The organism is bacterium, assembly GCA_035454885.1.
In the GTDB taxonomy this organism is placed as follows: domain Bacteria; phylum UBA10199; class UBA10199; order JACPAL01.
Genome location: DATIGE010000003.1, coordinates 41922 through 66649 on the forward strand (window position 1 = coordinate 41922; position 24728 = coordinate 66649).

The window sequence follows — 24728 nt, forward strand, 5'->3', positions numbered from 1 at the left end:
GATTTCAAAACACCTTTCTGCCCGGGTAGACGGCCTTCCCCCCCAATTCCTCTTCGATTCGCAACAGTTGATTGTACTTGGCCAACCGCTCGGAGCGCGAAAGGCTGCCCGTTTTGATCTGGCCGGCGTCACAACCGACCGCGATATCGGCGATGGTCGTGTCCTCCGTCTCGCCCGAACGATGCGAAATGACCGTGCGGTATCCGGCTTCCTTGGCGATCCGGATCGCCTCCAAGGTCTCGGACAGCGTCCCGATCTGGTTCACCTTGATCAGAATGGCGTTCCCGGCCTTGGCCTTGATGCCTTTCTTCAAACGTTCCGGGTTGGTCACGAAGAGGTCGTCTCCGACCAGCTGGACCTTGTCCCCCAAGGTGCGCGTGAGATTCGCCCACCCGACCCAGTCCTCCTCCGCCAAGCCGTCCTCGATGGAGACGATCGGATAATCGGCGCAGAGTTTCTGATAATAAAGAATGAGGTCGGTAACTTCCGTCTTTTTCCCCTCCTCCGTCGCCAACGCGTACTTGCCGTCCTTGAAGACCTCCGTGGACGCGACGTCCAGGGCGAAGAAGACGTCCGTTCCCAGCCGGTAGCCCGCCTTCCGGACCGCCTCCGTCAAGAGATCCAAGACCTCGCGGTTCGAGCCCAGCTGCGGGGCGAAGCCGCCCTCGTCGCCCACCGCGGTGGCGAGCTTTTTCGAGGCGAGGAGTTTCTTGAGGTGATGGAAGACTTCAGCTCCCATCCTGAGAGAGTTGCCGTAAGAATCGCCGCAAGGCGCCAGCATGAATTCCTGGATGTCGAGGGGGTTGTCGGCGTGCTTGCCGCCGTTGACGACGTTCATGAGCGGCACGGGGAGCGTGACCCCTGCGGAGCCGGACAGGTCGGCGACGTAGCGGTACAGCGGCTGCTTCTTCGCCTCCGCCGAGGCGCGCGCGTAGGCGAGCGACACGGCGAGGACGGCGTTGGCACCCAGATTTTCCTTGTTTGGCGTGCCATCCAGCTCCAAGAGGAGCGAATCGAGTTCCTTCTGCCTTCCCGCCGCGAACCCCTTGGCCTTGGCGGCGATGACGCCGACGTTCGCGACGGCCTTGCGGACGCCCTTGCCCAGGTAACGGCTCTCGTCGCCGTCACGAAGCTCGACGGCCTCGAAGGTGCCGGTCGAGGCCCCCGAAGGCACGGCCGCGCGGCCCGTTACGCCCGAGTCGAGGGTCACATCCGCCTCCACCGTGGGCCAACCCCGGGAATCGAGGACCTCGCGCGCCTTGATCGTCTGAATTTTCGCCACGATGAAAACCTCCCGCGATCCAATTCTTGTATTGAACTGTCTCATCACTGTCAACGTCGTGACATTCCCAAAGGTTTTTGATACCTTGCCCCGGAATGACGGACCTCTCTCCCCAGGATCTCGCCCTGCTCAAGCTCGTGCTCAAGGGCCGTTCGGTCATCGACAGCCACCGTCTGCTCTTCAAAAACGACGACGAGGTCCGGGATTTTTTGAAGGTGAACGAGTTCGACCTGGACCGCCCCAAGGACCTGGAGAGGCTTCGATCCATCCAGGCGGAGGCCGTCGCCTACCTCCAAAGGGAGCTGCAGTTCGGCATCGCCCCGGAGCTCCTCAAACCCTTCGAGGACGGCTCCGAGGTCCTCGTTCTTTTCAAGACGGCTTCCGATATCGTGAAGCGTGACCGCACGCTTCAGACCCAGGCCTGCGGCCTCCTCAAGACGATGAACATCGTCAACCACATCGACGGCCGTGAGCTGCTCTACAACTGCCCCATCAGCCTCCGCGACCTATTCAGCCTGGCGGAGGACAAGATCGAGCGGTCTCTCTCCTCGCTCAGTCTTTCGGACCCGTCCCTCCTCCGCTACAAAGGCGGCCGCAAGCCCAAGGAGAGCGTCATCACGAAGCTCCTCTGCAAGCGCGAGACCATCGCCGCCCAGGTCTACGACCGCGTCCGGTACCGCATCGTCACCCGCAAGCGGGAAGACATCATGACCGTCCTGCTGCATCTGTTTCACACCGTCCTCCCCTTCAACTACGTGATTCCCGGCGCCTCCGTGAACCAGCTTATCTCCTTGAAGGAGAAAAACCGCCTCGAGGCGCACTTCGGCAAACTCCGCAAGGTCCTCTCGGGCTCCGCCAAGTCGATGGAGTATTCCGGGAAGAACTACAAGGTCTGCAAGTTCGTCGTGGATATCCCCGTCCGGATGGACAACTTTCTCGCCCAGTCGGGCGGTTCGGTCTACCGGGAGAGTCTGGGCTCGATCGCCTACGTCCTGGTGGAGTTCCAGATCGTGGACGAGGCCGCGGAGGCCGGCAACAACACCGGCGAGAGCAGCCACGAGAACTACAAAAAGCGCCAGAAGCGCGGCGTTCTCCGGCGCCTGACGGGGAAATAAAAACATGCTCGAAGTCCTCATCGTCGCCTTCGGGGCCATCGGGGCCGGGTTCGCCCTCATCCTCCTCCTCGCCCTGGCGGACAAGCACGCTAAGAAAAAGCTGACCGTCGAGGACGGCGGACTCACGCAACGCGAGTTCGAAAAGGCCTGCGTGGAGGTCTTGGAGCGCATGAAGCTGACGATCGGCGAAATCGTCCGGACGGCGGACGACAACCTGGACATTCGCGCCCAAAATCCCGCCCCCGTCGTCGGCGGCGAGTTCTTCATCCGCTGCGTCTATTTGGAACCGGGCGGCGTCGTTCAAGCGGCGGAGATTCTGGAGGTCTCGAACGTCATCGTCCAGGACCGGCTTTCGAAGGGGCTTTTTTTCACCAACGCCTCCTTTGCCGCGGACATCCCCTCCCTCTCCGAACTCGCCCCCCTGGAATTCATCGACGGCGCCCGCCTCAAGGCGATGATGGCCGACTTGCCGATGGTCTAGCATCCCCGTCAAAAAACAACTTGTTTGGGTCGAATTTGACCCGTTCCTTGCCGCCCATTTCACCGGTTTTCGGCCCCGGTTAAAATTAATAAATTTTATAAATTAGCTACTTAGAGACCACCTCTCGAGCGCAGATTTGCTGGCACCCGGATTGCTCACAAGGAGGACATGAAATCAAATCCCTCCGCCCCGGGTGTCTGTCGAAACAACCTTCGCAAGCTTTTCCGGACCGGATTCTGGGTCGCCTTGGCGGCCTTTTTCATTCCGGCGGCGGCGGGGGCGGCCGTGATTACCGTCGACACGATGGTTCAGTGCGGCGGGGGCGCGGCGCCCGAACCGGTCAATTGCTGCAACTACCCGGTCGCGACCGGCGACGGCGACGCCCTCTGCTCCCTGGGCGAGGCAATCTGCGCGGCGGAAAACAACGCCCCCTTCGGCCCCTGCACCGCCGGAGACAGCGGGACGACCGACACCATTGTCCTGCCGGTCAACACGACGTTCGATTTCAAGCAGGTCGACAACCGCGAAGTCACCATCTCAAACGGAGAATGCAACTCCAACGGGCCCAATGCCCTGCCGGTGATCGACGAGGGCTTCATCACCATCCAAGGCAATGGTTCGATCCTGCAGAGGACCGGCGATACCTTCATGCGCCTGGCCGAGGTGCACCCCAGCGCCTCCGAGCTTTCCCTGAACGACCTCACCGTCCAATTCTTCAACCCGGGATGCGATCCGCGGGGCCCCTATTGCGGCGACGGCATCCCGCAACCGGATCAATGCAACGGCGGTCCCTGTGAGCAATGCGACGACGGGAATACCAACGACAAGGACGGCTGCAACAACAGCTGCCAGCTCACGGCGTGCGGCGACGGGAACCTCGATTCCGGCGAACAGTGCGACGACCCGAAGTGCTCGCTCAGCGGAGCCACTTGCAACATCTTCGACCCGGCTTCCTGCGGCACATCGGGAGGCGTCTGCCAACAATTGGACAACGACGGCTGCAACTCCGCCTGCCATTTCGAGGTGGGACCCGATTTTGAGCTTTGCGGCAACGGGGTCCTCGACTCCGGCGAAGGGTGCGACGGCGGCGGCCGATGCGTGGACCCCAACGGGAACGTCACGGAGAACGCGTGCACGAGCAATGCGGACTGCGGCGCGTCAACGGCGGGCTACACCTGCCAGCCTCAATCGGAGGACGGGGACAATTGCAGCTCCACCTGCCAGTTGGAGGGCTGCGGGAACGGCAAGGTCGAGGCGGGCGAGGCCTGCGATCCCGGAGGGGTTTGCGTCAACGCCGATGAGGCGCACAACGGGAAGAACTGCAACGACCTCAGCGATTGTTGCGAGGGCGCCCTTTGCGGCCGGCTCACTCAGTGCGCGCCCGCGAGCGACGGCGGCTGCAACGACCAATGCCAGTGGGAAACCTGCGAAGAGTGCTATTGCGGCGGCGCGATCCTGGTGGGCAATCCGGAAATCTTCGACGGAGGCGGGGGCGGCGACCCGTCGTTCCTGACACGGCTGGAGGTCGATTCCTGCATCCTGAGCGCCAACGCGGTCGAGACGACGATTCCCCCGGGCTTCAGGGGCAACTCGATCGGAGGCGCGGTCTGCGCGGGCATGAACACCTCGGTCCTCTCCACCGCCACCCGGTTCTCGAAAAACAAGGCCTCCACGGGGGGCGCCATCTTCCTCGGCCCCCTGGCCCACCTGGACGTCGACCACACCACCTTCAGCGGCAACCAGGCGAACGAGCTGAACTCGGACTTCAACGAAGGGCCCTTGGGGATCGGCGGCGCCATCGCCTCCTTTCTCGGGACGGTGAACGTCGATCAAAGCTCCTTCTTCGACAACCAGGCGTTCGAATGGGGCGGAGGCGCCCTGCTCCTCTGCGCGGACGCCACCTTCAACAACTCGAGCCTTTTCAATAACTCCGCGAGCGCAGGCGGCGCCGTCTTCTCGGTTTGGGACCAGTTCCTCTGCGTCCAGTTTTTGACGGATCTCTTCTGCGGAAATGGGGACAATCAGGGCGGCGCCCTCGGTTATTGCTCCGGAAATACGCAAATCCAATGCGATCCGAACGCCCAGCCCGATCAGTGCTCGCAAATCGACGGCGGAGGGACCTGCATCCCCATCGACAACGGCGGCGGGGGCAACGACTGCGGCCCCGAGATCGTCCTTCTTCTCGACTCCCTGGGCCTCATCGACCCGAACACCGTCGATTTCGTGAGCAGCACGATCACGCAAAACCGCGCCCTCGAGACCGGCGGCAAGAGCGTCAATCTCGGCGAGGGCGGCGGCCTCTGGAACAGCGGGAGCGACATGTCCGTCCGGGACACGATCCTCGCCGGCAATCTCTCGGATGTCAGCGGTCCGGACTGCAACGGAACCCTTGATTCCAACGATTTCAACCTGTTCGGGACGAGCGACGGCTGCGCCGTCGCTTACGAGACCAACGACCTTTATCCCGCGGGTTTGAGCCCGGTCTTGGATCCCGAACTGAAGCCCTGCGACGTGAGCGATACCAGCGCAGGCGCTCAATTCTGCGCCCCCGAATGCACCAGCCCGGCCCTTGACCAGGGCAGTCTGGACGGCAGCGCGGACGACCAGATCGGCACGCTTCGCTATTTCCTCGACGGAGCCCGCGACATCGGCGCCATCGAAACGAACTGCACCGCGTGCGGCAACGGAGTCGTGGAGCCTCCTTTTGAAAGTTGCGACGAGGGCGGGGTCTGCGACAACGGGGTCACCCCTTGCACGTCGGACTACGACTGCAACCTGGTCCTGGCCAAATTCTGCCTGCCCGTCCGCCATCCGGGGTGCAGCGAGCAGTGCATCCTCGAATCCTGCGGCAACGGACTCCTCGACAAGGACGAGGAGTGCGACGACGGGCAGCATTGTCTGGATGGGCCGCATAAGGGCGATCCTTGCACCAGCGTCACCCAATGCCGGGATGAAGTGAACGGCGTCGACTATGCCTGCTCCAGACGGAACAACGACGGCTGCAACAGCGCCTGCCTCAAGGAATTCTGCGGCGACGGCGTCGTGGACAATGCGACGGCCACCGTCGTCGGCGGCGTGACGATCCTGGTCCCCACCGAGGAATGCGACGACGGGAACGGCGTCGACAACGACTCCTGCGGCAACGATTGCAAGGAGAACTTCTGCGGCGACGGAGAAACGTTGTTCCCCGAACAATGCGATTTGGGCGGCCAGTGCGCGGGAGGCGTCAACGATGGCCTTCCGTGCAACACGATCTCCGGATGTCCGGGGGGCGGTATTTGCCAGCCCGTTCACAGCCCTGACTGCCAGTACTGCCAGATTCCGGGCGGCGGCGGCGAGACTCAGCCGACCTGCGGCGACGGGGTCGCCGACCCGAGCGAGGAATGCGACGACGGCAACCCTGTGAACGGCGACGGCTGCGACACCAACTGCACCAGGTCGAAATGCGGCAACGGCATCGTCGTCCCCTTGGACGTTAGCGGCAACACGGAAGAGTGCGACGACGGGAACACGGTGAGCAGCGACGGCTGTAGTTCGACCTGCCGGCTGGAATTGTGCGGTAACAGCGTCCTAGATCCGGGCGAGGAATGCGACACCGGCGGGTTCTGCTCCGGAAATAACACTTTGTGCGACAACAACAATGACTGCGCCGGCGCCGGATTCTGCGTAGCCCGGGACAACGACGGAGACGGATGCAGCGGCGACTGCAAGATCGAATTTTGTGGCGACGGCGAGACCAATAACGCGATCATCTCCCCGAATTGCGACTTCGACGCCTGCCCCCCCGTTCCGCAGGAAGAATGCGATGACGGGAATACCGATAGTCACGATCTGTGCACCAACCAGTGCCGGAGCGCCGTCTGCGGCGACGGGGTGACACAAGGCGTCGCCGGCGAGCAGTGCGACGACGGCGGTCTCTGCAACTCGATTCCGGGTTTCCCCTGCACGTCCAGCGCGGGATGCCAGGAGGACAATACCTGTACGGCCGCGGGAACGTGCTTGATCACCGGAGATTCGTGCTCGGCCGACGCCGACTGTCTGGTGAAGATCTCCTGCGAGCGTCAGAACGGTGACGGCTGCAACGACATCTGCCAGGTCGAGCACTGCGGCGACGGAACCCTCGACAAGGACGGCCGGGACAATCTCATTAACACTCCGGACGACGAGGAGTGCGACGACTCGAACAACATTACCGGCGACGGCTGCACGAGCGCGTGCAAGAAGGAATTCTGCGGCGATCATCTCGTCTCGCCCACCTTAGGCGAGGACTGCGACAATGGCGCGACCTGCGTGGGCGGCTCGAATGACGGCGCGGACTGCTCGGCCGGGCCCGAGGTCTGCCTGGGCGGCACCTGTAAGCACACCGACAGCAGCGATTGCACGAACTGCGACGACCCCTTGTGCGGAAACGGGACCATCGAGGCCGGGGAGGAATGCGACGCGGGCGCGGGCAACAGTTCCAGCCCCAATGCCGTCTGCCGGCCGGGCTGCGTGAATCCTCGCTGCGGGGACGGCATTCTCGATACGAATACGGAGGAATGCGATGACGGCGCCCAGGCCGACGGCGACGGGTGTTCGGACGAGTGCAAGATCGAGCTTCCCCCGCCCTTCTGCGGCGACGGGAACGTCGATCTGGACGAGCAGTGCGACGACGGCAACGTGAACCCCTACGACGACTGCACCATCTTCTGCACCTGGGCGGCTTGCGGGGACGGCCTCCTGCATCTCTCAAAAAATGATCCCCCCATCGACGGCAGCCAGGCGGACGGCCTCGAGGACTGCGACGACGGGAACATAGACGACCACGACTTCTGCACCAGCCAGTGCGAAAGCGCGGTCTGCGGCGACGGGGTGGTCTTCTCGGGCCACGAGGAATGCGACGACGGCGGGACCTGCGCCGGCGACGGCGTGCCGCCGATCTCCTGCGACAGCGACGCGGACTGCACGAACATCGATATCGGTCCCTGCAAGTACGTCTGCGACGGTCCGGGGGCGGCGGGCGCCGACTGCGGATCGGACAACGAGGCCATTTGCGACGCGATCGCCGACGGAGGCGACTGCGTGCCGATTGGCTGCACGGGCGACATGCTTCAGCTCTGCAACACGGACGATGACTGCCAGTTCCCGGCGGCCGGCGGCACCTGCGAGGTCCAGAGCGGCGACGGCTGCAGCGACACCTGCGAGAAGGAATTCTGCGGCGACGGCGTGATTCAGGCGGCGGCCGGTGAAGAATGCGACGACGGGGCCCAGTCGCCCGGGGACGGGTGCGACGAGAACTGCCAGCTCGAGTCCTGCGGGGACGGCATTAAACAGCCCAGCGAGGAATGCGACGACGGAAACCTGGTCGACAACGACGGCTGCAACCACCTCTGCCGCGAGGAGCGGTGCGGCGACGGCGTCAAGCAAGCCCCGGAGCAGTGCGACGACGGGAACCAGGCGGATAACGACGGCTGCAGCGACAAGTGCAGGCTGGAGAATTGCGGCGACGGCGTCGTCCAACCGGGAGAGGAGTGCGACAACGGCCTGTCGAACAGCGACACGACGCCCAACGCCTGCCGGACCGACTGCCAGGACCCGGGTTGCGGAGACACCGTCATCGATTCCGGCGAAGACTGCGACGACGGAAACAACAACTCGCTCGACGGCTGCAATTCCACCTGCAAGAACGAGCGCTGCGGCGACGGGATCATCCAGGCGCCCTTGGGCGAGGACTGCGAGCCCCCCGGCACGGCCTCCTGCGACCCCCTCTGTCACGACATCCCGCCCACCTGCGGCGACGGCAACCAGGACCCTGGCGAGGAATGCGACGACGGTGACAACCTGTCCAACGACGGCTGCAGCGCGACCTGCCAGTTGGAACGATGCGGGGACGGCGTCATCCAGCCCGGAGAAAACTGCGACGACGGGAACAACGCGCCGGGCGACGGCTGCAGCCCAGCCTGTGACGACGAGTTCTGCGGCGACGGGATCCTGACGCCCGCCTTCGGGGAGGAGTGCGACGACGACGACAACAACTCCGGGGACGGCTGCGACGCCAACTGCAAGCTCGAAGCCTGCGGCGACGGCGTCAAGCAAGGGAGCGAGGGCTGCGACGACGGCAACAACAACGCCGGCGACGGCTGTAACGGTCTCTGCATCCCCGAATCCTGCGGGAACGGCGTCAAGGACGCCGGAGAGCAGTGCGACGACGGCGACCTCGACAACACCGACGCCTGCACCATCTACTGCGAGCGCGCTCGGTGCGGGGACGGCATCAACCAGGGCGACAACAACTTGTTGATCACCGAGGAGTGCGACGACGGGAACAACAATAGCGGCGACGGCTGTAGCGGCACTTGCAAGGTCGAGCACTTCTGCGGCGACGGCGTCCCGGATGAGGGCGAGGACTGCGACGACGGCAACAAGGACCCCAACGACGACTGCAAGAACGACTGCACCTTCAACTTCTGCGGCGACGGCATCGTCCTCATGCATTGCGACGAGATCCCGATCAAGGGCGAGGTTTCGGCAAAGGCCGTATTGCTCTGCGTGCCGGAGGATTGCGACGACGGCAACGGCATCGATAACGACGGCTGCAGCGACCATTGCGTCGAGGCCGAGTGCGGCGACGGCGTGGTTCAGGTCCAGGCCGGCGAGGAATGCGATCCCGAGGAGGAAGGCGCCGAGCCCCTCCCCGACGGCTGCTTCTGCAGCGAGCACTGCGAGGTCGAGTGCGCCGACATCCCTGATCCCTACTGCGGCGACGGCGTCACGAACGCCTCCGAGGAGTGCGACGACGGCAATAATAACAACGGCGACGCCTGCACCAACAACTGCACCAACGCGGTCTGCGGCGATGGCATCGTCGGGCCGGGCGAAGAGTGCGACGACGGCGACTCCGACATGGACGACGGCTGCCTGAACGACTGCACGGCGGCCACATGCGGCGACGGCATCGTCTTCGCGGGCGTCGAACAGTGCGACGACGGCAACTTAACCGATGGCGACGGATGCGACGCGGACTGCTTCGACGAGCCGGTCGAGATCCCCGGTCCCGTGTGCGGCAACGGGGCGGTCGAATCGGGCGAGGAATGCGATGACGGCAATACGGCGAACGGCGACGGCTGCGACTCGAACTGCAACGACGAGACGGAACCCTCCGGGGCCATCTGCGGTAACGGCCAGGTCGAAGGAAGCGAGGAGTGCGACGCCGGCGAGATTGGCGAATTCGTCAACAGCGACGCCCCTAACGCCGTCTCCGGCTGCCGGAAGGACTGCACCAGGGTCCGCTGCGGCGACCGCATCGTCGACAGCAGCCTCGGCGAGGTCTGCGACGACGGCAACACCGTCGTAGGCGACGGTTGCGACGCGGTCTGCTCCTTCAACGATTGTCCGATCACGCTGGAGGCCCTCTGCGGGGCGACGGACCTCAAGGGACTCCGTGAGGACTTTGGGGATGAGGCGGTCGACAAGTGCCTGCTGATCTCCGGCGGCGCCGGCAGCGACCGATGCGAAGGCGTGACCGCGTTCAAGACCCGCTCCGGTTGCTCGCTGAACGCCGGGCCGGATCGTGATGCCGCCACCTCGGCCATGGCCCTCCTGCCCTTCCTCATACTGACTCTCCCGCTGGCCCCGCTCGCCCTCTCGAGAAAGAGGAGGAGGAACGAGAGATGAAAACAATCCCGCTGGTCCTGATCGTGGCCTTGGCCTCCCTGGCCGGCGGGACGGCCGAGGCGGCGCACCTCGTCGTCGACGACGCGACCCAGGTCGTCTCCGGCCTCGGCTCCGGGGCGTTCGATACCGACGGCGACGGTTCCTTGAGCGGGTCTGAAGTGTCCGCCAACGACAAATGCGACAACGAGACCGAGTGCGGGGTGGACTCTGCGTCCTGCGCCAGTCCCGACGGCCTTCCGGACGGCAATCACGACTGCAAGTGCCAGTTGAGCGAGGCCATCGTGGCGGCCAACAGCGACCTCCCGGTGGATAGCTGCAAACCGCAGGACGCGACGCCTTTTGGCGAGCCTGACGTCGTCGAACTGGAGGCCGATGGCCCCTACGCGTTCGCGAAGATCGACAATGTCGGCAACAACACCGCCTTCGATCTGGGGAACGGCCCGAACGCCCTTCCGAAGATCAAGAGCTTCGTCATTATCGAGGGCAACGGCAACCTCCTGGAGCGGGTCTGTCCAGCCGCGCCTCCCCCTCCCCCTGAAACGCAACCGATCGAGGCGGTCTTGGCACCGGCCGAGGCCTCGATCAGTACGAGGGCCAGCACCATTCCCCCCCCCTGCAAATTCCGCCTCCTGGAAACGGATAGTTTTCTGGAGGTCAAGGACCTGACGGCTCGCAATTTCGACCCGGATTGCCTGGACGAACTGTGCGCGAGTAACACTGCCTGCACGCCCCGTGAGGAATGTTTCAACGGGGGTTTCCTCTACGTTGCCGGGGGCTTCGCCGATCTGAGTGACGTGGTCGCCACCGGCAATCAGACCAGCATGACCGCCCGGACTCGCGGAGGGGCCGTCTATATTGAAGGAGGCGACTCGACCGACGTCAGCATCCACGAGAGCATCCTGTCGAACAACAAGTCCCATTTCGGCGGAGCAATCGCCGCCGATGCCGGCTCGATCCTCACGATCGATCAGACGACGATCCGCCAGAACCAGGCCCTCCTGCTGGAATGCGTGGCAGACGACGACGATGTGGGAGGGATGTGCGATTGTGACGGCATCTGCGATGAGAACGAAGACGGCGAGGGTAACAACTGCGCGGATTGCGCCCTCACGGAAGGCCTTGGATGGGGGGGCGGGATCGGGGCCGCCTCCAGCCAGGTGACCCTCTTTGAAAGCTCCATCCACGACAACCGGGCGGACCAGCTCGGCGGGGGCATCTTCGTCTTCGATTTCGGCGAAGGATCACGACAGAAGGACGGGTCTCTCGTCTCGATCGTCGAGATGATCAATACCACCGTCGCCAATAACCTGGCACAGATCGGGGCCGGGATCGCGTACCTCTCGCTTCCCATAAAAAGCGACGTTTCCCCGTCATCCCATTTCGATATCCTGAACAACACGATCGCCGGAAACGGCAATGACGACGCGGAATCGGGTCCGGTCGCGGAATTCGGCGGTGGGATCTTCAAGCTCTTCGACACCGCCCCGATGACCTTGAGAAACACGATCGTCGCGGGCAATATCGCGGCCGACGGCGCCGACGGGCACGGCCTGTTCACCTCCGGCGGGCACAATCACGTCGGAGACTCGTCCGGCTTCTTCATGAGCCCCATTTCCGGAGATCTCTACGACCAGCCGGCGGGCCTCGACGCCTGGGTCGACGACAGCCCCACCGACGTCACCACGGCGGGAACGGGGCATTTCCCCCTACAGGCGGCGAGCCTGAACGTCGACTCCGCGGACGGCACCGGCTGCCCCTCGATCGACCAGATCCAGGTCAACCGCGACGAGGACCGCGATTTCCTGATGGAGTTCGAGGAGTGCAGCAAGGGGGCGATCGAATACAACGACGTCTGCGGCGACGGCCGGGTGGAAGTGAACAACGGCGAGACCTGCGACGACGGCAACGCCGTGGACGGCGACGGCTGCTCGGCGAATTGTGCGTCCGAGGTCTGCGGCGACGGCACGGTCCAACTCGCAGAGGAATGCGACGACGGGAACACCGAGTCGGGTGACGGCTGCGAGGCGGACTGCACGGTCACCACCACGCCCGAGGGGGCCATCTGCGGCAACGGCACGGTGGAGGGCGGCGAGGAGTGCGACAACGGCGAGGGCCTGAACGACGACACTGTGCCCAACGCCTGCCGCCAGAACTGCACGAACCCGGTCTGCGGCGACGGGGTCATCGACACCGAGTTCGGCGAGGAGTGCGACGGGGAGGCGGGTTGCCTCGTGGGATGCTCCTTCGAGGCCATCGCCGGCTGCAACATCACCCTGGTGGACGCAACCACCCTCCCCTACAAGGGCCTTCTGGAGAAATACGGCTTCGACTCCATCGTCCAATGCAGCCAGATCGGCGGCGGGGGGGCCTCGGGGCTCGAGAAGGTCTCCTTTGAATCCTTGCAAGCCCGCGGAATCAATGCGGGTTGCAGCCTTATCCGGGAATAGATCCTCCCTTTATCGCTTTGCGTCAATCTCTCGACTGAGTGTGTCATTTTCGACCCTCTCGGGACGGGGCCTCATTTGCCGCAATGCGTAAAAACTCAATGATTTCCTGAATGAGCGCTCATTCGTCGCGATGGCACGCTGCTTGCTTAGAACTCTCCTAAAGACAAAGGAGAGACGAGATGAAATCCCTCATCATCGCAGTCATCGCAGTCTTGATCTCAATCAGCGCCCATGCCGCGACGATCAACGTGGATACGACGAACCAGTACGGTGATTTGGTGACCGACTGCACCTTCACGGAGGCCCTGATCGCCATCAACAATGGAAACGATCACAATGGTTGTCAAAACAAGGCCTCCGACCCCTACGGGTCCAACGACACCATCAATCTCCCCGAGGACGCGACGCTGGCGTTCTCCCAGGCGGACCATTACGCCCCCGTGGGTCCGACAGCCCTCCCCACCATCAACCGGTCCGTGACGATCCACGGCCACGGGGCCGTCTTGAAGCGCGCCCCCCTCCCCGTTGACCCGAAGGAAAACTCCGATTCCGTTGGCATCCTTCCCATGCGTTTTTTCGAGATCGCCTCCCGCTTCGAGCGGGATGTCGGCTACGAGTACGACTACAACTTTGACGGCTCCGAAGTCCTGGTCTTCTGGGATCAAACGACCTTCGAAGGGGGCAACCCCGGCTGCGGCAGCTACAACAATGACGCAAAAAAGTATCCCGCCCGCGAGCTCGCCCCCGTGAACGAGAGGGCCTTCGCCTACGAAGCGACGGATTTCGTCTCCTACGATGCCCCCTCCATCGACTATTTCAACTCCTGCTACTCCGGGGGCGCGGGCTACATCCTGGGGGCCGGGACCTTCGTCTCCTTCGACGAGACGACCTTCAAGGGCAACGAGGTGGATCTTCATCGGCCCTACTACTCGCCCCTGGGCGGCGCCGTCTTCATCGACGGGGGCGCCTTCAGCATGGCGAATTTCAGCAAGAGCGTCCTGACGGGCAACAAGGCCCCGGCCGGCGGTGCGATTTTCGCGCGGCAGGGGGTCCAGTTGTCGATCACCGATTCCACGTTCGCCCAAAACAAGGCGGCGGTCTTGGACTCCGACGATGCCCCCTGGGATGTGACCCAGACCGCCGACAGCAAGATGGGCGGGGCCGTCTTCGCCGAAGGCCCCCTGACGGTCACGCACAGCGCCTTCTTCCGTAACGAGGGGGGGATCGGCGGGGCCTTGGCGGTCCGCGGCGCGGCGGCGAGCGTCGTCAATACCACCTTTTTCGACAATTTCTCCGAATTCATGGGGGGCGCCATCGCCGCCGCCCCCGTCCCGTACAATTATCGCGATCTCAATGGACCCTGGGCGGGCAGCACGGGCGTCACCGACGGCTTCACCCGCTATGCCCAAGAGGCCCTCTCCCGTTTCGGGACGTCTCCCAAGGCCGATCTCCAGCACCTGACCGTGGTCGGCAACAGCGCCGCCGCCGGCCCGGAGACGATGCCCGCGGTCTCCGTCGGGGGCGGCATCGCCAACCTGGGGACGGGCGTGGTCAGCCTGAAAAATTCGATCCTGACCGGCAACGCGGTCGCGACCGGCGGCTCGGGCCCGAACTGTTACGGGGCCATCCTCTCTTACGGGCACAACGACCTGAACTGGCCGGCCTCGGACGGATCTTGCGCGGTGATCCTGGCCCCGGCGGTCGATCCGGACTTGAGCGAGGATCCCGTCCTGAAGGCCTGCAATCCCGACGCCTCCACGGCCGGGGCCGCCTCTTGCGACCCCGAAACGACGAGCCCCATGATCGAGGCAGCCGTCTCCTGTCCCGCCGGCGACCAGCACCACACGGCGCGGAAGACGGACCTCTGCACGATCGGGGCGATCGAGGTCGCGCCCCCCGTCGAAGAGGAATCGGTCTTGTCCGGATCGTTGTGCGGCAACGGCCAGGTCGATGACGGAGAGGAATGCGACCAAGGGGAGTCGTTGAACAGCGACACCGAGCCCAATACCTGCCGCAAGAATTGCACGAATCCCGTTTGCGGCGACGGCGTCATCGACGGTGAGTCCGGCGAAGTCTGCGACGGCGGCGCGATCTGCTTCGATCAGTGCCGGTCGGTCGTCGTTCCCTCGGAGGAATGCGGCATCACCGCGGATCAGCTCATGGACCCCTCGCTCAAGACGAACGACGACTTGGTGGCGCGGTTCGGCTACCCCGCCGTCGAAAAATGCCTGCAGGTCTTCGGGGGCGGCAGCAGCGGGTGCTCTTTAATACGATAAGAGCGGGGGATCCCTACGGGCATCCTCCTAAAGGACCGCGCTCCGCTGGCCCGAGCCCCCTGCAAAATTGCGCGGAATAAATCCGTCGCAATTTTGCGTTACTTGGTCATTCTTTCGTAGATTTGGTCCTTCTTGCCGGACTTGATCAATTTGTCGTTGATGCGGATCTCCCGGAAGGCGACGACGGTGCAGATGATGGTGGACACCATCATGACCACGATGGCGATGTTGTCCGGCTGCGTGATGATCGTCAGAAAATTATGCACGGCGGCGCGTAGCTAACAAAGCCGTTCCCGTCTGTCAACCAAAGGAAAAACGGCACCGGAGAAGGGGCGGCGCGAGCCCCTACGAATGGTGATTGACAGGGATCGACGCTTCGGCTTTTTCTGTCCCTCTCATGGTCGAGAACTTCCTGATCATCCCGTTCTTACGGAGCATGGACCCGGTGTGGGTCTCGCTCGGCCCCCTGCTCACCATCAACGCCCTCTTCCTGATGACCCTGTTTTTCTTTTGGTTCACGTACCGGCGGCGGCCAAAGACCCAAGATGTTGATTTAAAAGAGCATTCGAAGTTTCTTTCCCGTTTCCTCAAGGAATATTGGTACTGGCTCACCTCCCCGATCGTCCGTGTGATGGTGAAACTCCGTTTCACGCCGAACGGGCTCACCGTCTGCGGCTTCCTGCTCTCGTGCGTGGCGGCCTATTTCTTCAGCCTGGGGATGGTCGGCGCGGGCGGTTGGTTCATGATCTTCGGCGCGACCTTCGACATGTTTGACGGACAGATCGCGCGGATGACGGGCAAGGCGTCGAAGTCCGGCGCTTTTTTCGATTCCGTCATGGACCGTTTCGGGGAGGCCGTCGTCTTTCTGGGGCTGGCGGGCCTCTACCGGAATTCCTGGATCCTCTACGTCACGATCCTCGGCCTCGTGGGATCGATGATGGTCTCCTACACCCGCGCGCGGGGCGAAGGCGTGGGCGTGGACGTCAAGAGCGGGTTCATGCAACGGCCGGAGCGGATCGTCTACCTGGGCGTTGGCTCCATCTTCAGCCCCATCCTCGCCTATTTTCTCCGCTTCCTCGTCCCGTCCGTGCCCCTCGACATCGTCACGATCGGCGCGATCATCCTGATCGCGATCTTCACAAACGTGACCGCCCTTCACCGGATGGGGGTCGTCATGAAGACGCTCGATCCTCTCCCACGGGATACGCAACGCTCAGCCCGCCTGGCGGCCGGCCGGTCGTCGTTGGAATAACCTCGATATTGAGAGGAAACCGTGTAGGGGCGAACCTCGTGTTCGCCCGGCGCGACCGGAGGGCGAAGACAAGCTTCGCCCCTACCGATCAATGCGAACACCCGCAGGAATCCCCGCACCCACCCTCTTTTTCCTTCAGGGCGATCTGCTCCGGCAGGCGGACGGTGTGCTCGTATTCTGGCACCGGCATCGGACGGCTGCCGGCGAAGACGTCGTGGCGTCCGTATTTTCGGTACCAATCGGCCACCGAGGCGTTCTTGAACATGTTCTCGATGATCTGCCTCCATCCCACGCCCGTATTGTAGGCGCAGAAGGAGATTTCTCCTAACTGAGTCGCGTACGGGATGATGCACATCTCGGTCCGTCGGAAGTCGTAGTTGAAGAGGTCCTGAAACCACATGCCGGCGACGAACATGAAGTGCCACCGGTCCTTCTTTCGCTCGGCGCCCTGGCCGTAGTCGGCCTTTCCGCCCTTAAGGCCGCCGCCGCTCTGCTTGTCGAACTTACGGAGAAACTCCTTGAGCTTGAGCTTCTTCGGGGCCTTGCCCGGCCGGTAATTGCGCAACAGGGAGGTCGCGACCTCCATTTTCGTGAGCCAGTTGGGCTGGGCGGCGTCCGTGATGTCCTGGACGTCGTCCACGAACTTGTCCAGGCGGATGAATTCCGAGATGGGCAGCCATTCGCGGTCCTGCTTGTCCACCATGAGTCCCATGGCAATGCCGCAGTTCGGGTGACACCCGCACTTGAGCGTCCCCCACTCCTGGTTCGGCCCCTTCATGAGGTCCGCGAGATCCGCGAACGGCCCCGCGGACGAAAGCGGAAACCAATCGCGGAGAGGCTCGGAGATGCCCGTCTGCTTCTTCACGTCGTGGGCCAGGTGCGAAAGCGTGTAGCGCTGCTTCATCCGGCTTTCGTCGTCGATGTCCTCGTCGCGTCCCGTAAACGAGACGGGCTGGAAGGCGCAGAACGTGATCTTGTCGGAGTTCTGCACCGCGAAGTCGATGATCGGGCCGACCTGGTGGTCGTTGATGGTGTTGACGATGGTGATGACGAGCACGACGTCGATGCCCGCGTTGTAGAGGTTCGTGATGGCGCGGAGTTTGACGTCGAAGAGGTTCGAGATCTTGCGGTGCTCGTTGTTCTCGTTCCCCACCCCGTCGAACTGGAGGTAGGCGATGCGCATGCCGGAGTCATAGGCCGCCTTGGCGAACTCGGGCTCCTGGGCGAAGCGGATGCCGTTCGTCGCCGCCTGGATGCTGAAATAGCCCACGTCCTTGGCATACTTGACCGCCTGCAGAAAGTGCGGAGACAGCGTCGGCTCGCCGCCGGAGAATTGAACGGACATCTGCCGCTTGGGCTTGATCTTGAGGGAGTTGTCCAGGATTTCCTGGATCTCCTCCCACGCGAGCTCGTGGACGTAACCGACCTGGTTCGCATCCATGAAGCAGGGATCGCACATCATGTTGCAGCGATTCGTCAGATCCACCGTCAACACGGAACCCCGCCCATACAGGATCGAGGAAGATCCGTGATTGCGCAGGTTCGTCAGCGGCGACTTGAAATCGCGGCCCGGGTACAGTTTTTCGATGCGCTTCAAAAACTTCGGATCCATCGCCATCACGTCCTCGAAGTGCCCGTGCTTGGGACAATCCTTCACCATGAGGATCTCGCCGTTCCGCTCGATGATCTCCGCCTTGATCTCGCCCGGATTTTCGTTGATCAGATGCGTGTAGTCCTTGACGCCAGAGACGATCTCCTTACGAGACTCCTGAACGCAGCGGGGGCAGAGAGAATCGGTCACGCGGGGCCAGCCGAGCTGCGGGAAGGTCTTTTCCTTCTTCTTGAGAAGGGGCGCCGGGGCCCACTGGGGCTGGAACGGCTTACCCTGGTGAACCTTGTTGATGAACTGGAAGACGGGCCAGGCCGCCCGCGCCGCAGCGACCAGGAGGCGCTCGCCGAGCTTAAAACCGCCCTGCTCGAGCTTATTGGAGGCGAGGGCCCCGTTGCCGCCGGTCTTGTAGACCATGTCGGGCTTCGGGGATTCCTGACCCTTTTGCATCTCTTCGAGTTCGTTGTAGGCGACGGCTGCCATGGTAGTTCTCCTTCGGGTGGATTAACTTTTCCTAATGTTTTCTATTTTCTAAACGTTCTAAACGATTGATTTTGCTTGGAAATTTTGTTCCGCGGACTATTGCCGCGCAGCGCGTTAAAGTCAATAAAAAATCTTCTTCCTATTGCTTTGTCGGGGCCGAATCCTTAACTTGGAAAAAATGCCGATGGCGTTCTGCCATCGGCATAAGAGCCTGTAACGTCCCAAGTCGCAGGGGCGCCTTGGAACTAACAGGCTCTAAAAGGAGATCTATTTCATGGCATCCCCGAACGTGAAGAACGCCACCGACGCGAGTTTCGAGAAGGACGTCCTGGGCAACGGCAAACCGGCCATCGTGGACTTTTGGGCGACGTGGTGCGCCCCCTGCCGCGCGCTGGCCCCGATCATCGACGAGGTCGCGAACCAATACGCCGGCAAGCTCGAGGTCTATAAGGTGGACATCGACAGCAATCCGGACACCCCTGCCCGCTACGGCGTCCGGGGCATCCCGACCGTCATTCTTTTCAAGGGCGGCCAGGTCGTCGGCCAGGTCGTCGGGGCGGTGCCGAAGTCGCAGCTTGAGGAATTGGTCAAGAAGGCGGTCTAAAACATAAACCGCCGCATCGAGATATTCAGAAGCAGGCTGATCCCGATCAGGATCGTCACCAGCGACGACCCCCCGTAAGAGAGAAGTGGCAGCGTCACGCCCGTGAGCGGCATCAGGCCCAAGACGCCTCCCAGGTTGATCGCCACCTGCCAGAAAAAGAGCGCCGTCACGCCGAGCGCCAGGAAAACGCCGAAGGATTCCTTGGCCTTCGAGGCCAGTTGGATCCCGAAAACCAGGATGGCCAGATAGAGCCCGAGCACGACGCTCGATCCCACGAATCCCCATTCCTCCGCCAAGACGGGAAAGATAAAGTCCGTGTGCTTCTCCGGCAGGTAGAGGAGTTTGTTGTGCATCCCCTTCAGGTAACCCTTGCCGATGATCTGGCCGGAGCCGACGGCAATCTTCGATTGCAAGAGATGGTAGCCGATGCCCTTGGGGTCGGCGTCCGGATGAAGGAACGCCTCGATCCGCGCCTTTTGATGCCCCGAGAGCACCTTTTTGTACATCCCGACCGCGCCGACGACGCCGATGGCGACGCAGAGCAGGACGACCTTGGCGCGCACGCCCGCGAACATCACGAGAGAGGCGAACGTGAGGATCAGAAAAAGGCTCGATCCGATGTCCTTGCCCGCCAAAATAAGAAGCAGCGGCGGGAGAAGCAGCGCCAAGGGCCGGAGCAGGCCCCTCACACCGTAACCATGCGTGGTCGGGTGGTCGGACAAAAAACGCGCCATGACGATGATGAAGGCGATTTTGGCGAATTCGGACGGCTGCATCGTGAACGGCCCGATCATCAGCCAGTTGCGGTTGCCCGCCACCTCCTTGCCGAAGAACGGAACCAACGCGAGGAGGATCACGGAGACGGCGTAAAGCGGATACGCGAGCCGGAGCAAAATCCGGTAATCGATCAGGAGCGAGGCCATCCCCAGCGCGATGCCGACCGCGAACCAGACGAGCTGGGAGACGAACAGGGGGGAGACCGAACCGACGGCGATGTCATAGGTCGCGCTGTAGAGATTGAGGAGACCGACGACGGAGAGGGCCAGCGTCACCCAAAGCAGAGGCCAATGAAAGTGGTATTTCAATCTCTTATCGAACACGTCTCTTTCCCTTCTTGGGGGCCGCCTGTTTTTCTTCCTTCTTGGGCAACAAACCCTGAAAATCGAGATATTTTTCGATCACGTCCCGCACGATCGGCGCCGCGGCCGATGCACCGAAGCCGCCGTGCTCGACGATCGCAGCCACGGCGATACGCGGTCCCTCGACCGGCGCGTAGGCCACGAACCAGGCGTGATCCTCGGTGTTGATGCCCCGGGCCCGGGCCTTGCCCTCCTCGCTGATGACCTGGGCCGTCCCCGTCTTGCCCGCCATCTGGAAGGTCTTGGAGGCGAGCCGATGCGCCGTGCCTCCTGGGCTCTGGACCGCCCCCAGCATGCCCTTGCGGACGATTTCCAGATTCTTAGGCGAGACCGGAAGGGGCTCCCCTTCCCCGGGCAACGGCGGACGTTCCATGAGACCGTCCGCCCCCTCAACGGCCTTGAGCAAATGCGGAACAATTTTCCGTCCCGTGGCCATCTCGGACACCATGAGGGCGTTCTGAAGCGGCGTCGCCGTGTCGTATCCCTGCCCCACCGAAATGGAAATGTTCTCGCCGGGCTGCCAGTCCTGCTTGAAGACCCTCTTTTTCCATTCCGCCGTCGGGATGAGTCCCGGCTTCTCCCCTTCCAGGTCGATTCCCGTCCTCAGCCCCAACCCAAAGAGGTTCGCGTACTTCGCCAACCGGTCGACTCCCAGCTTGAGCCCCATTTGATAGAAAAAGGTGTCGCAGGACTCGGCGATCGCGCGCTCGACCGAAATGGCGCCGTGGCCTCCCTTGTTCCAGCACTTGAAGAACCGCTTGCCGTATTTGAGCCCCCCGGAACAGCCGATCCGGTCGTTGGGCCCGATGATCCCCTCCTCGAGCGCGGCCAGGGCGGTCACGAGCTTGAAGGTGGAGCCCGGCGGGTACGCCCCTTGGGTCGCCCGGTTGAGAAGCAGGTTCCCGGGATCGGTGACGAGCTTCGCCCAGTAATTGTGGGAAACGTTCGCGACGAGCTCGCCGGGATCGTAAGACGGGACGCTCACCATGGCGAGGATTTCTCCGTCATTCGGATCGAGGGCCACCAGGGCCCCGGACTTGCCTTCAAACCGATCCTCCGCGAATTTTTGGAGGCGGCTGTCCAGGGTCAGGATCAGGTTGCTCCCGTGAACCGATTCCTCTTCCGTCAGAAGAGAGGCCAGGTCCTCGTTCTGAACCTCGCGCCCCACGGCGTCGACGATCTTCTGCTGGTAGCCGTCGCGCCCCTTGAGCAGCCACTCCCAGGTCCTCTCCAGCCCCGAGGCCCCGACCAGGTCACCCAGCACGTAACGTCCCGGCTGATCCTTCTTCACACGGGCCAGTTCCTTTTCGGAGATTTCCCCGATGTAGCCCAGGGTCGCCGCGGCGATCGGGCCCTGCGGGTAGCTGCGTAAAGGGCGCGCGCCCACTTCGACGCCCCTGAAATCGAAGCCCCCCTCCGGGTCCGAGGCGTCCGGCTCGAGCGACTTCGCAGTCCGGATGCGAACGGCCGTGTCGTAGGGAATGTCGGACGCGACGGGAATGGGAAAATAGGACGGGCTCTTTTTGTTTTTGGCCCACTTTTGTTCGACCAGTTCCGGATCGACTTGGGCAAACGTCCGAAGGGTTTTCTTGACGCCCTCGATGTCGACGATCTCCTGGGGCACGACGCTCAAGTCGAAGGACGGACGGTTCTGGGCGATCGGCCGCCGGTTCCGGTCGAAAATCACGCCCCGGGAGGCCGGCATCCGGATCTCCTTCATGGTGTGGACGGCGGAGAATGCGAGAAAATTCCGCCCCCGGACGACCTGCAGGTAGAACAGACGCGCGGTCGCGGCGGAGAAAAACAGAAGGATCACGAGGTAGCAAAAGACGTAGCGGCCCTCGAAATGCGTCCGGCGTTCGGTGGAAAGTTCAAGAGGCATACGGCCGCTCTATTTTGCCTCCGGCTCGCAGCAAGGGAAAGACCGCTATCGAGGCCACGCCTTCCAGAACGGCCCACGCCGCCAGATGGCCGAAGCCCGCGGGAAATGCGTAACCCTGCCAGACCAGGAGGCCGGACTCGAGGCCCCGGTACGCCAACGAAAGAAGAGCGACCCAAACAGCCTGAGACGTCCTCTTTTGAAAAAAGAGGTTCTGGTGCGTCATGCGGAGCAGGAAATAAACCGCGAGGTAGGCTAGGGAGACCGTCCCGTGAAACGGCGCCCCCAGGGCTTCCTGGATCAATCCCAACAGGAGGACGACGAATCCGCCGGGCACGAGCGGGACGTAAAATCCCAGAAAAAGGACCGCCAGCCAGACGATGTCCAGTTTCAGGTCGGGAAGAGGAAGCCGCACGACCGATCCTTGGAGGATGAGGGCCGCGAAGACGACCACGAAAAAGAATGGCGACGCTTTCACGGCAGCACCAAGACCTCGCTCAGTTTAAAAAAATCGACCGCCGGAATCACTTCGGCCTGCTGGAAGATGTCGTACTGCTTCGCCTTGTGTTCGCGAACGCTTCCGATCGGAATGCCGGGCGGATACACGCCGTCCATGCCGGACGTTGTGACGCGCGCGCCCTCCGCGATATCCGTCGATTGGCTCAAGTACTCGAAGGCGCTGATGAAGAGGTCCCTTTTCAGCCCGAGCTTGAGCGACTTGCCGACGACCAAGCCCCGGGCCCCGGAAGGATCGAGCCGCCCGTCCACGGCGCTGGTGGGATCGGTGATGATCAGCACCTGGCTCGTGCCCGGAAAAACCCGGGACACCTGCCCCACCAGGCCGTCCGCGGAAACCACGGGGGCGCGGCGCCTCACGCCGTCGTCCGACCCCCTGTTGATTGTGATGATCCCGTACGGCGCAGCCGGCGGATAACCGGTCACCCGGGCCACGACCCCCTTGCCCGAGAGCTGGTTCTTGAGGTCGAGCATGGCCAGAAGCCTCCGGTTCTCCTCCTCCAGGCCGTTCGAGACGACCTCCCGCTCCTTGAGCCGCGCGTTTTCCGCCCGAAGCGTCTCATTCTCCCGTTCCAAGCCCTTGAGGAAAACATACCGTTCGAAGGTCCGCGCCACGCGATCGCGCGCGGCCGTCACCCCGCGTACGGCCGGCGATACCACGAAGACGACCGGGCGGTCGAACCAGCGAAGCGCTCCGGAGGATTCGATCTGCTGATGGCGAAGATAGAGAAGCAGGGCCGCGCCCGCGAGCGCCGCGGCGATCATGAGTTTCTTCAGCCTGGTTCCAGAAAAGAACATGCGAGGAGCCACGGAACGTTTCACGTTCCGTGGCTAATTATGTGATGGTAATGCCCTTGAGCGTGTCGAGCTGATCGAGCGCCTTGCCCGTCCCGAGCACGACGCAGGTTTGAGGATCGTCGGCGATCATGACCGGGAGGTCCGTCTCCTCTCGGATCAGGACATCGATGTTTCTGAGGAGGGCGCCCCCGCCCGCCATGCAGATCCCACGATCGACGATGTCGGCCGCCAGCTCCGGCGGCGTCCGCTCGAGGGCCACCTTGACCGCCTCGATGATCGCGTTGATCGGCTCCTGAATGGCTTCCCTCACCTCCTCCGAATTGATCTCGAGGGTCTTGGGTACGCCGGCGACCAGGTCGCGGCCCTTGATCTCCATCGTCCGGACCTCGTTCTCCGGATAGGCCGTGCCGATGTTGATCTTGATCTGCTCCGCCGTCCGCTCGCCGATCAGCATGTTGTACTTGCGCTTGAGGTAGTTCATGATCGCCTCGTCCATCTTGTCGCCGGCGATCCGGATGGACTTGCTGTAGACGACGCCCGCCAGGGAGATGACGGCCACCTGCGTCGTGCCGCCGCCGATGTTGACGATCATGTTGCCCGAGGGCTCCGTGATGGGCAGCCCGGCCCCGATCGCCGCCGCCATCGGCTCCTCGATCAGGAAAACCTCGCGGGCGCCGGCGGACTCCGCCGACTCGCGCACCGCGCGCTTCTCCACCTCGGTGATGCCAAAGGGCACCGAGATGATGATGCGGGGACGGATCAGGGTCTTCCGGTTGTGCGCCTTGCGGATGAAATAGCGGAGCATGGCCTCCGTCACTTCGAAGTCCGCGATGACTCCCTCGCGCATGGGGCGGATGGCTTCGATGTTGCCGGGCGTCCGGCCCAACATCTCCTTGGCCTCCTTGCCCACGGCGAGCACCTTCTTCATTCCGCGAGGGTCTTTTTGGACGGCGACGACGGAGGGCTCGAAGGCAATGATGCCTCGACCCTTGACGTAGACGACGGTGTTGGCCGTGCCCAGGTCGATCGCCAGATCGTTGGAAAAAAATCCGAGGAAAGAATCGAAAATCACGTTTTCAACCCCTTGCGAAAATCCGAGTTTTGAATCGCACTTTAGTGTCGAGCGAGCTATCACCAACGGCGGCGGAATATCAAGAAATTTGTTGATTTCGTTCGCTTTTTCGAATTAGTGGA

The 24728-nt window shown here is 62.8% G+C and carries 15 protein-coding genes; 7 read left to right on the top strand and 8 right to left on the bottom strand.

The features are described from left to right. Positions 1-4 precede the first annotated feature (4 nt). Positions 5-1282, bottom strand: a complete 1278-nt coding sequence (gene eno / locus VLJ37_00295; protein HSA58112.1) for a phosphopyruvate hydratase — start codon at positions 1280-1282, stop codon at positions 5-7. 95 nt (positions 1283-1377) lie between these two features. Here eno and VLJ37_00300 point away from each other — a divergent pair, with 95 nt between their 5' ends. From VLJ37_00300 to VLJ37_00320, 5 genes are all read left to right on the top strand, one after another. Beyond that, positions 1378-2397: a TIGR04552 family protein gene (locus VLJ37_00300; protein ID HSA58113.1), complete on the top strand. Its 1020-nt coding sequence runs from the start codon at positions 1378-1380 to the stop codon at positions 2395-2397. 4 nt (positions 2398-2401) lie between these two features. Next, complete coding sequence (locus VLJ37_00305; protein HSA58114.1) at positions 2402-2878, top strand: restriction endonuclease; 477 nt, start codon at positions 2402-2404, stop codon at positions 2876-2878. A 168-nt stretch (positions 2879-3046) separates the two neighbouring features. Beyond that, positions 3047-10531: a DUF4215 domain-containing protein gene (locus tag VLJ37_00310; GenBank protein HSA58115.1), complete on the top strand. Its 7485-nt coding sequence runs from the start codon at positions 3047-3049 to the stop codon at positions 10529-10531. Continuing rightward, on the top strand, positions 10528-12978 hold the full coding sequence (locus tag VLJ37_00315; protein ID HSA58116.1) for a DUF4215 domain-containing protein: 2451 nt from the start codon (positions 10528-10530) through the stop codon (positions 12976-12978). Before VLJ37_00310 ends, VLJ37_00315 begins: the two co-directional genes overlap by 4 nt. Positions 12979-13157: 179 nt before the next feature. Further along, positions 13158-15254 (top strand): hypothetical protein, encoded by a 2097-nt coding sequence (locus tag VLJ37_00320; GenBank protein ID HSA58117.1) that lies wholly within the window; start codon positions 13158-13160, stop codon positions 15252-15254. Positions 15255-15352: 98 nt separating this feature from the next. Here VLJ37_00320 and VLJ37_00325 read toward each other — a convergent pair whose 3' ends face one another. Further along, entirely contained in the window at positions 15353-15520 is a 168-nt protein-coding gene (locus VLJ37_00325) for a hypothetical protein (protein HSA58118.1), read from the bottom strand. Positions 15521-15651: 131 nt separating this feature from the next. Here VLJ37_00325 and VLJ37_00330 point away from each other — a divergent pair, with 131 nt between their 5' ends. Next, positions 15652-16506, top strand: coding sequence for a CDP-alcohol phosphatidyltransferase family protein (locus VLJ37_00330; GenBank protein ID HSA58119.1), 855 nt, complete (start codon positions 15652-15654; stop codon positions 16504-16506). A gap of 88 nt (positions 16507-16594) precedes the next feature. Here VLJ37_00330 and VLJ37_00335 read toward each other — a convergent pair whose 3' ends face one another. Then, a complete protein-coding gene (locus VLJ37_00335) occupies positions 16595-18598 on the bottom strand; it encodes a radical SAM protein (protein ID HSA58120.1) in 2004 nt (667 codons plus the stop codon). A gap of 274 nt (positions 18599-18872) precedes the next feature. On the opposite strand from VLJ37_00335, the gene trxA reads away from it, so the two are divergent. Then, positions 18873-19202, top strand: coding sequence for a thioredoxin (trxA, locus tag VLJ37_00340; protein HSA58121.1), 330 nt, complete (start codon positions 18873-18875; stop codon positions 19200-19202). Here trxA and rodA read toward each other — a convergent pair. The 5 genes from rodA to VLJ37_00365 are packed head-to-tail and all read right to left on the bottom strand — an operon-like array spanning position 19199 to position 24606. Beyond that, complete coding sequence (gene rodA, locus VLJ37_00345) at positions 19199-20302, bottom strand: rod shape-determining protein RodA (protein ID HSA58122.1); 1104 nt, start codon at positions 20300-20302, stop codon at positions 19199-19201. The genes trxA and rodA overlap by 4 nt on opposite strands. After that, complete coding sequence (gene mrdA / locus VLJ37_00350) at positions 20292-22223, bottom strand: penicillin-binding protein 2 (protein HSA58123.1); 1932 nt, start codon at positions 22221-22223, stop codon at positions 20292-20294. The genes rodA and mrdA overlap by 11 nt, the downstream gene beginning before the upstream one ends. Beyond that, positions 22213-22698 carry a hypothetical protein gene (locus tag VLJ37_00355; protein ID HSA58124.1) on the bottom strand — a complete coding sequence of 162 codons (486 nt, stop codon included), beginning with the start codon at positions 22696-22698 and terminating at the stop codon, positions 22213-22215. Before VLJ37_00355 ends, mrdA begins: the two co-directional genes overlap by 11 nt. After that, positions 22695-23558: a rod shape-determining protein MreC gene (gene mreC, locus VLJ37_00360; GenBank protein ID HSA58125.1), complete on the bottom strand. Its 864-nt coding sequence runs from the start codon at positions 23556-23558 to the stop codon at positions 22695-22697. Before mreC ends, VLJ37_00355 begins: the two co-directional genes overlap by 4 nt. A 13-nt stretch (positions 23559-23571) precedes the next feature. Then, entirely contained in the window at positions 23572-24606 is a 1035-nt protein-coding gene (locus VLJ37_00365) for a rod shape-determining protein (protein HSA58126.1), read from the bottom strand. Positions 24607-24728 lie beyond the last annotated feature (122 nt).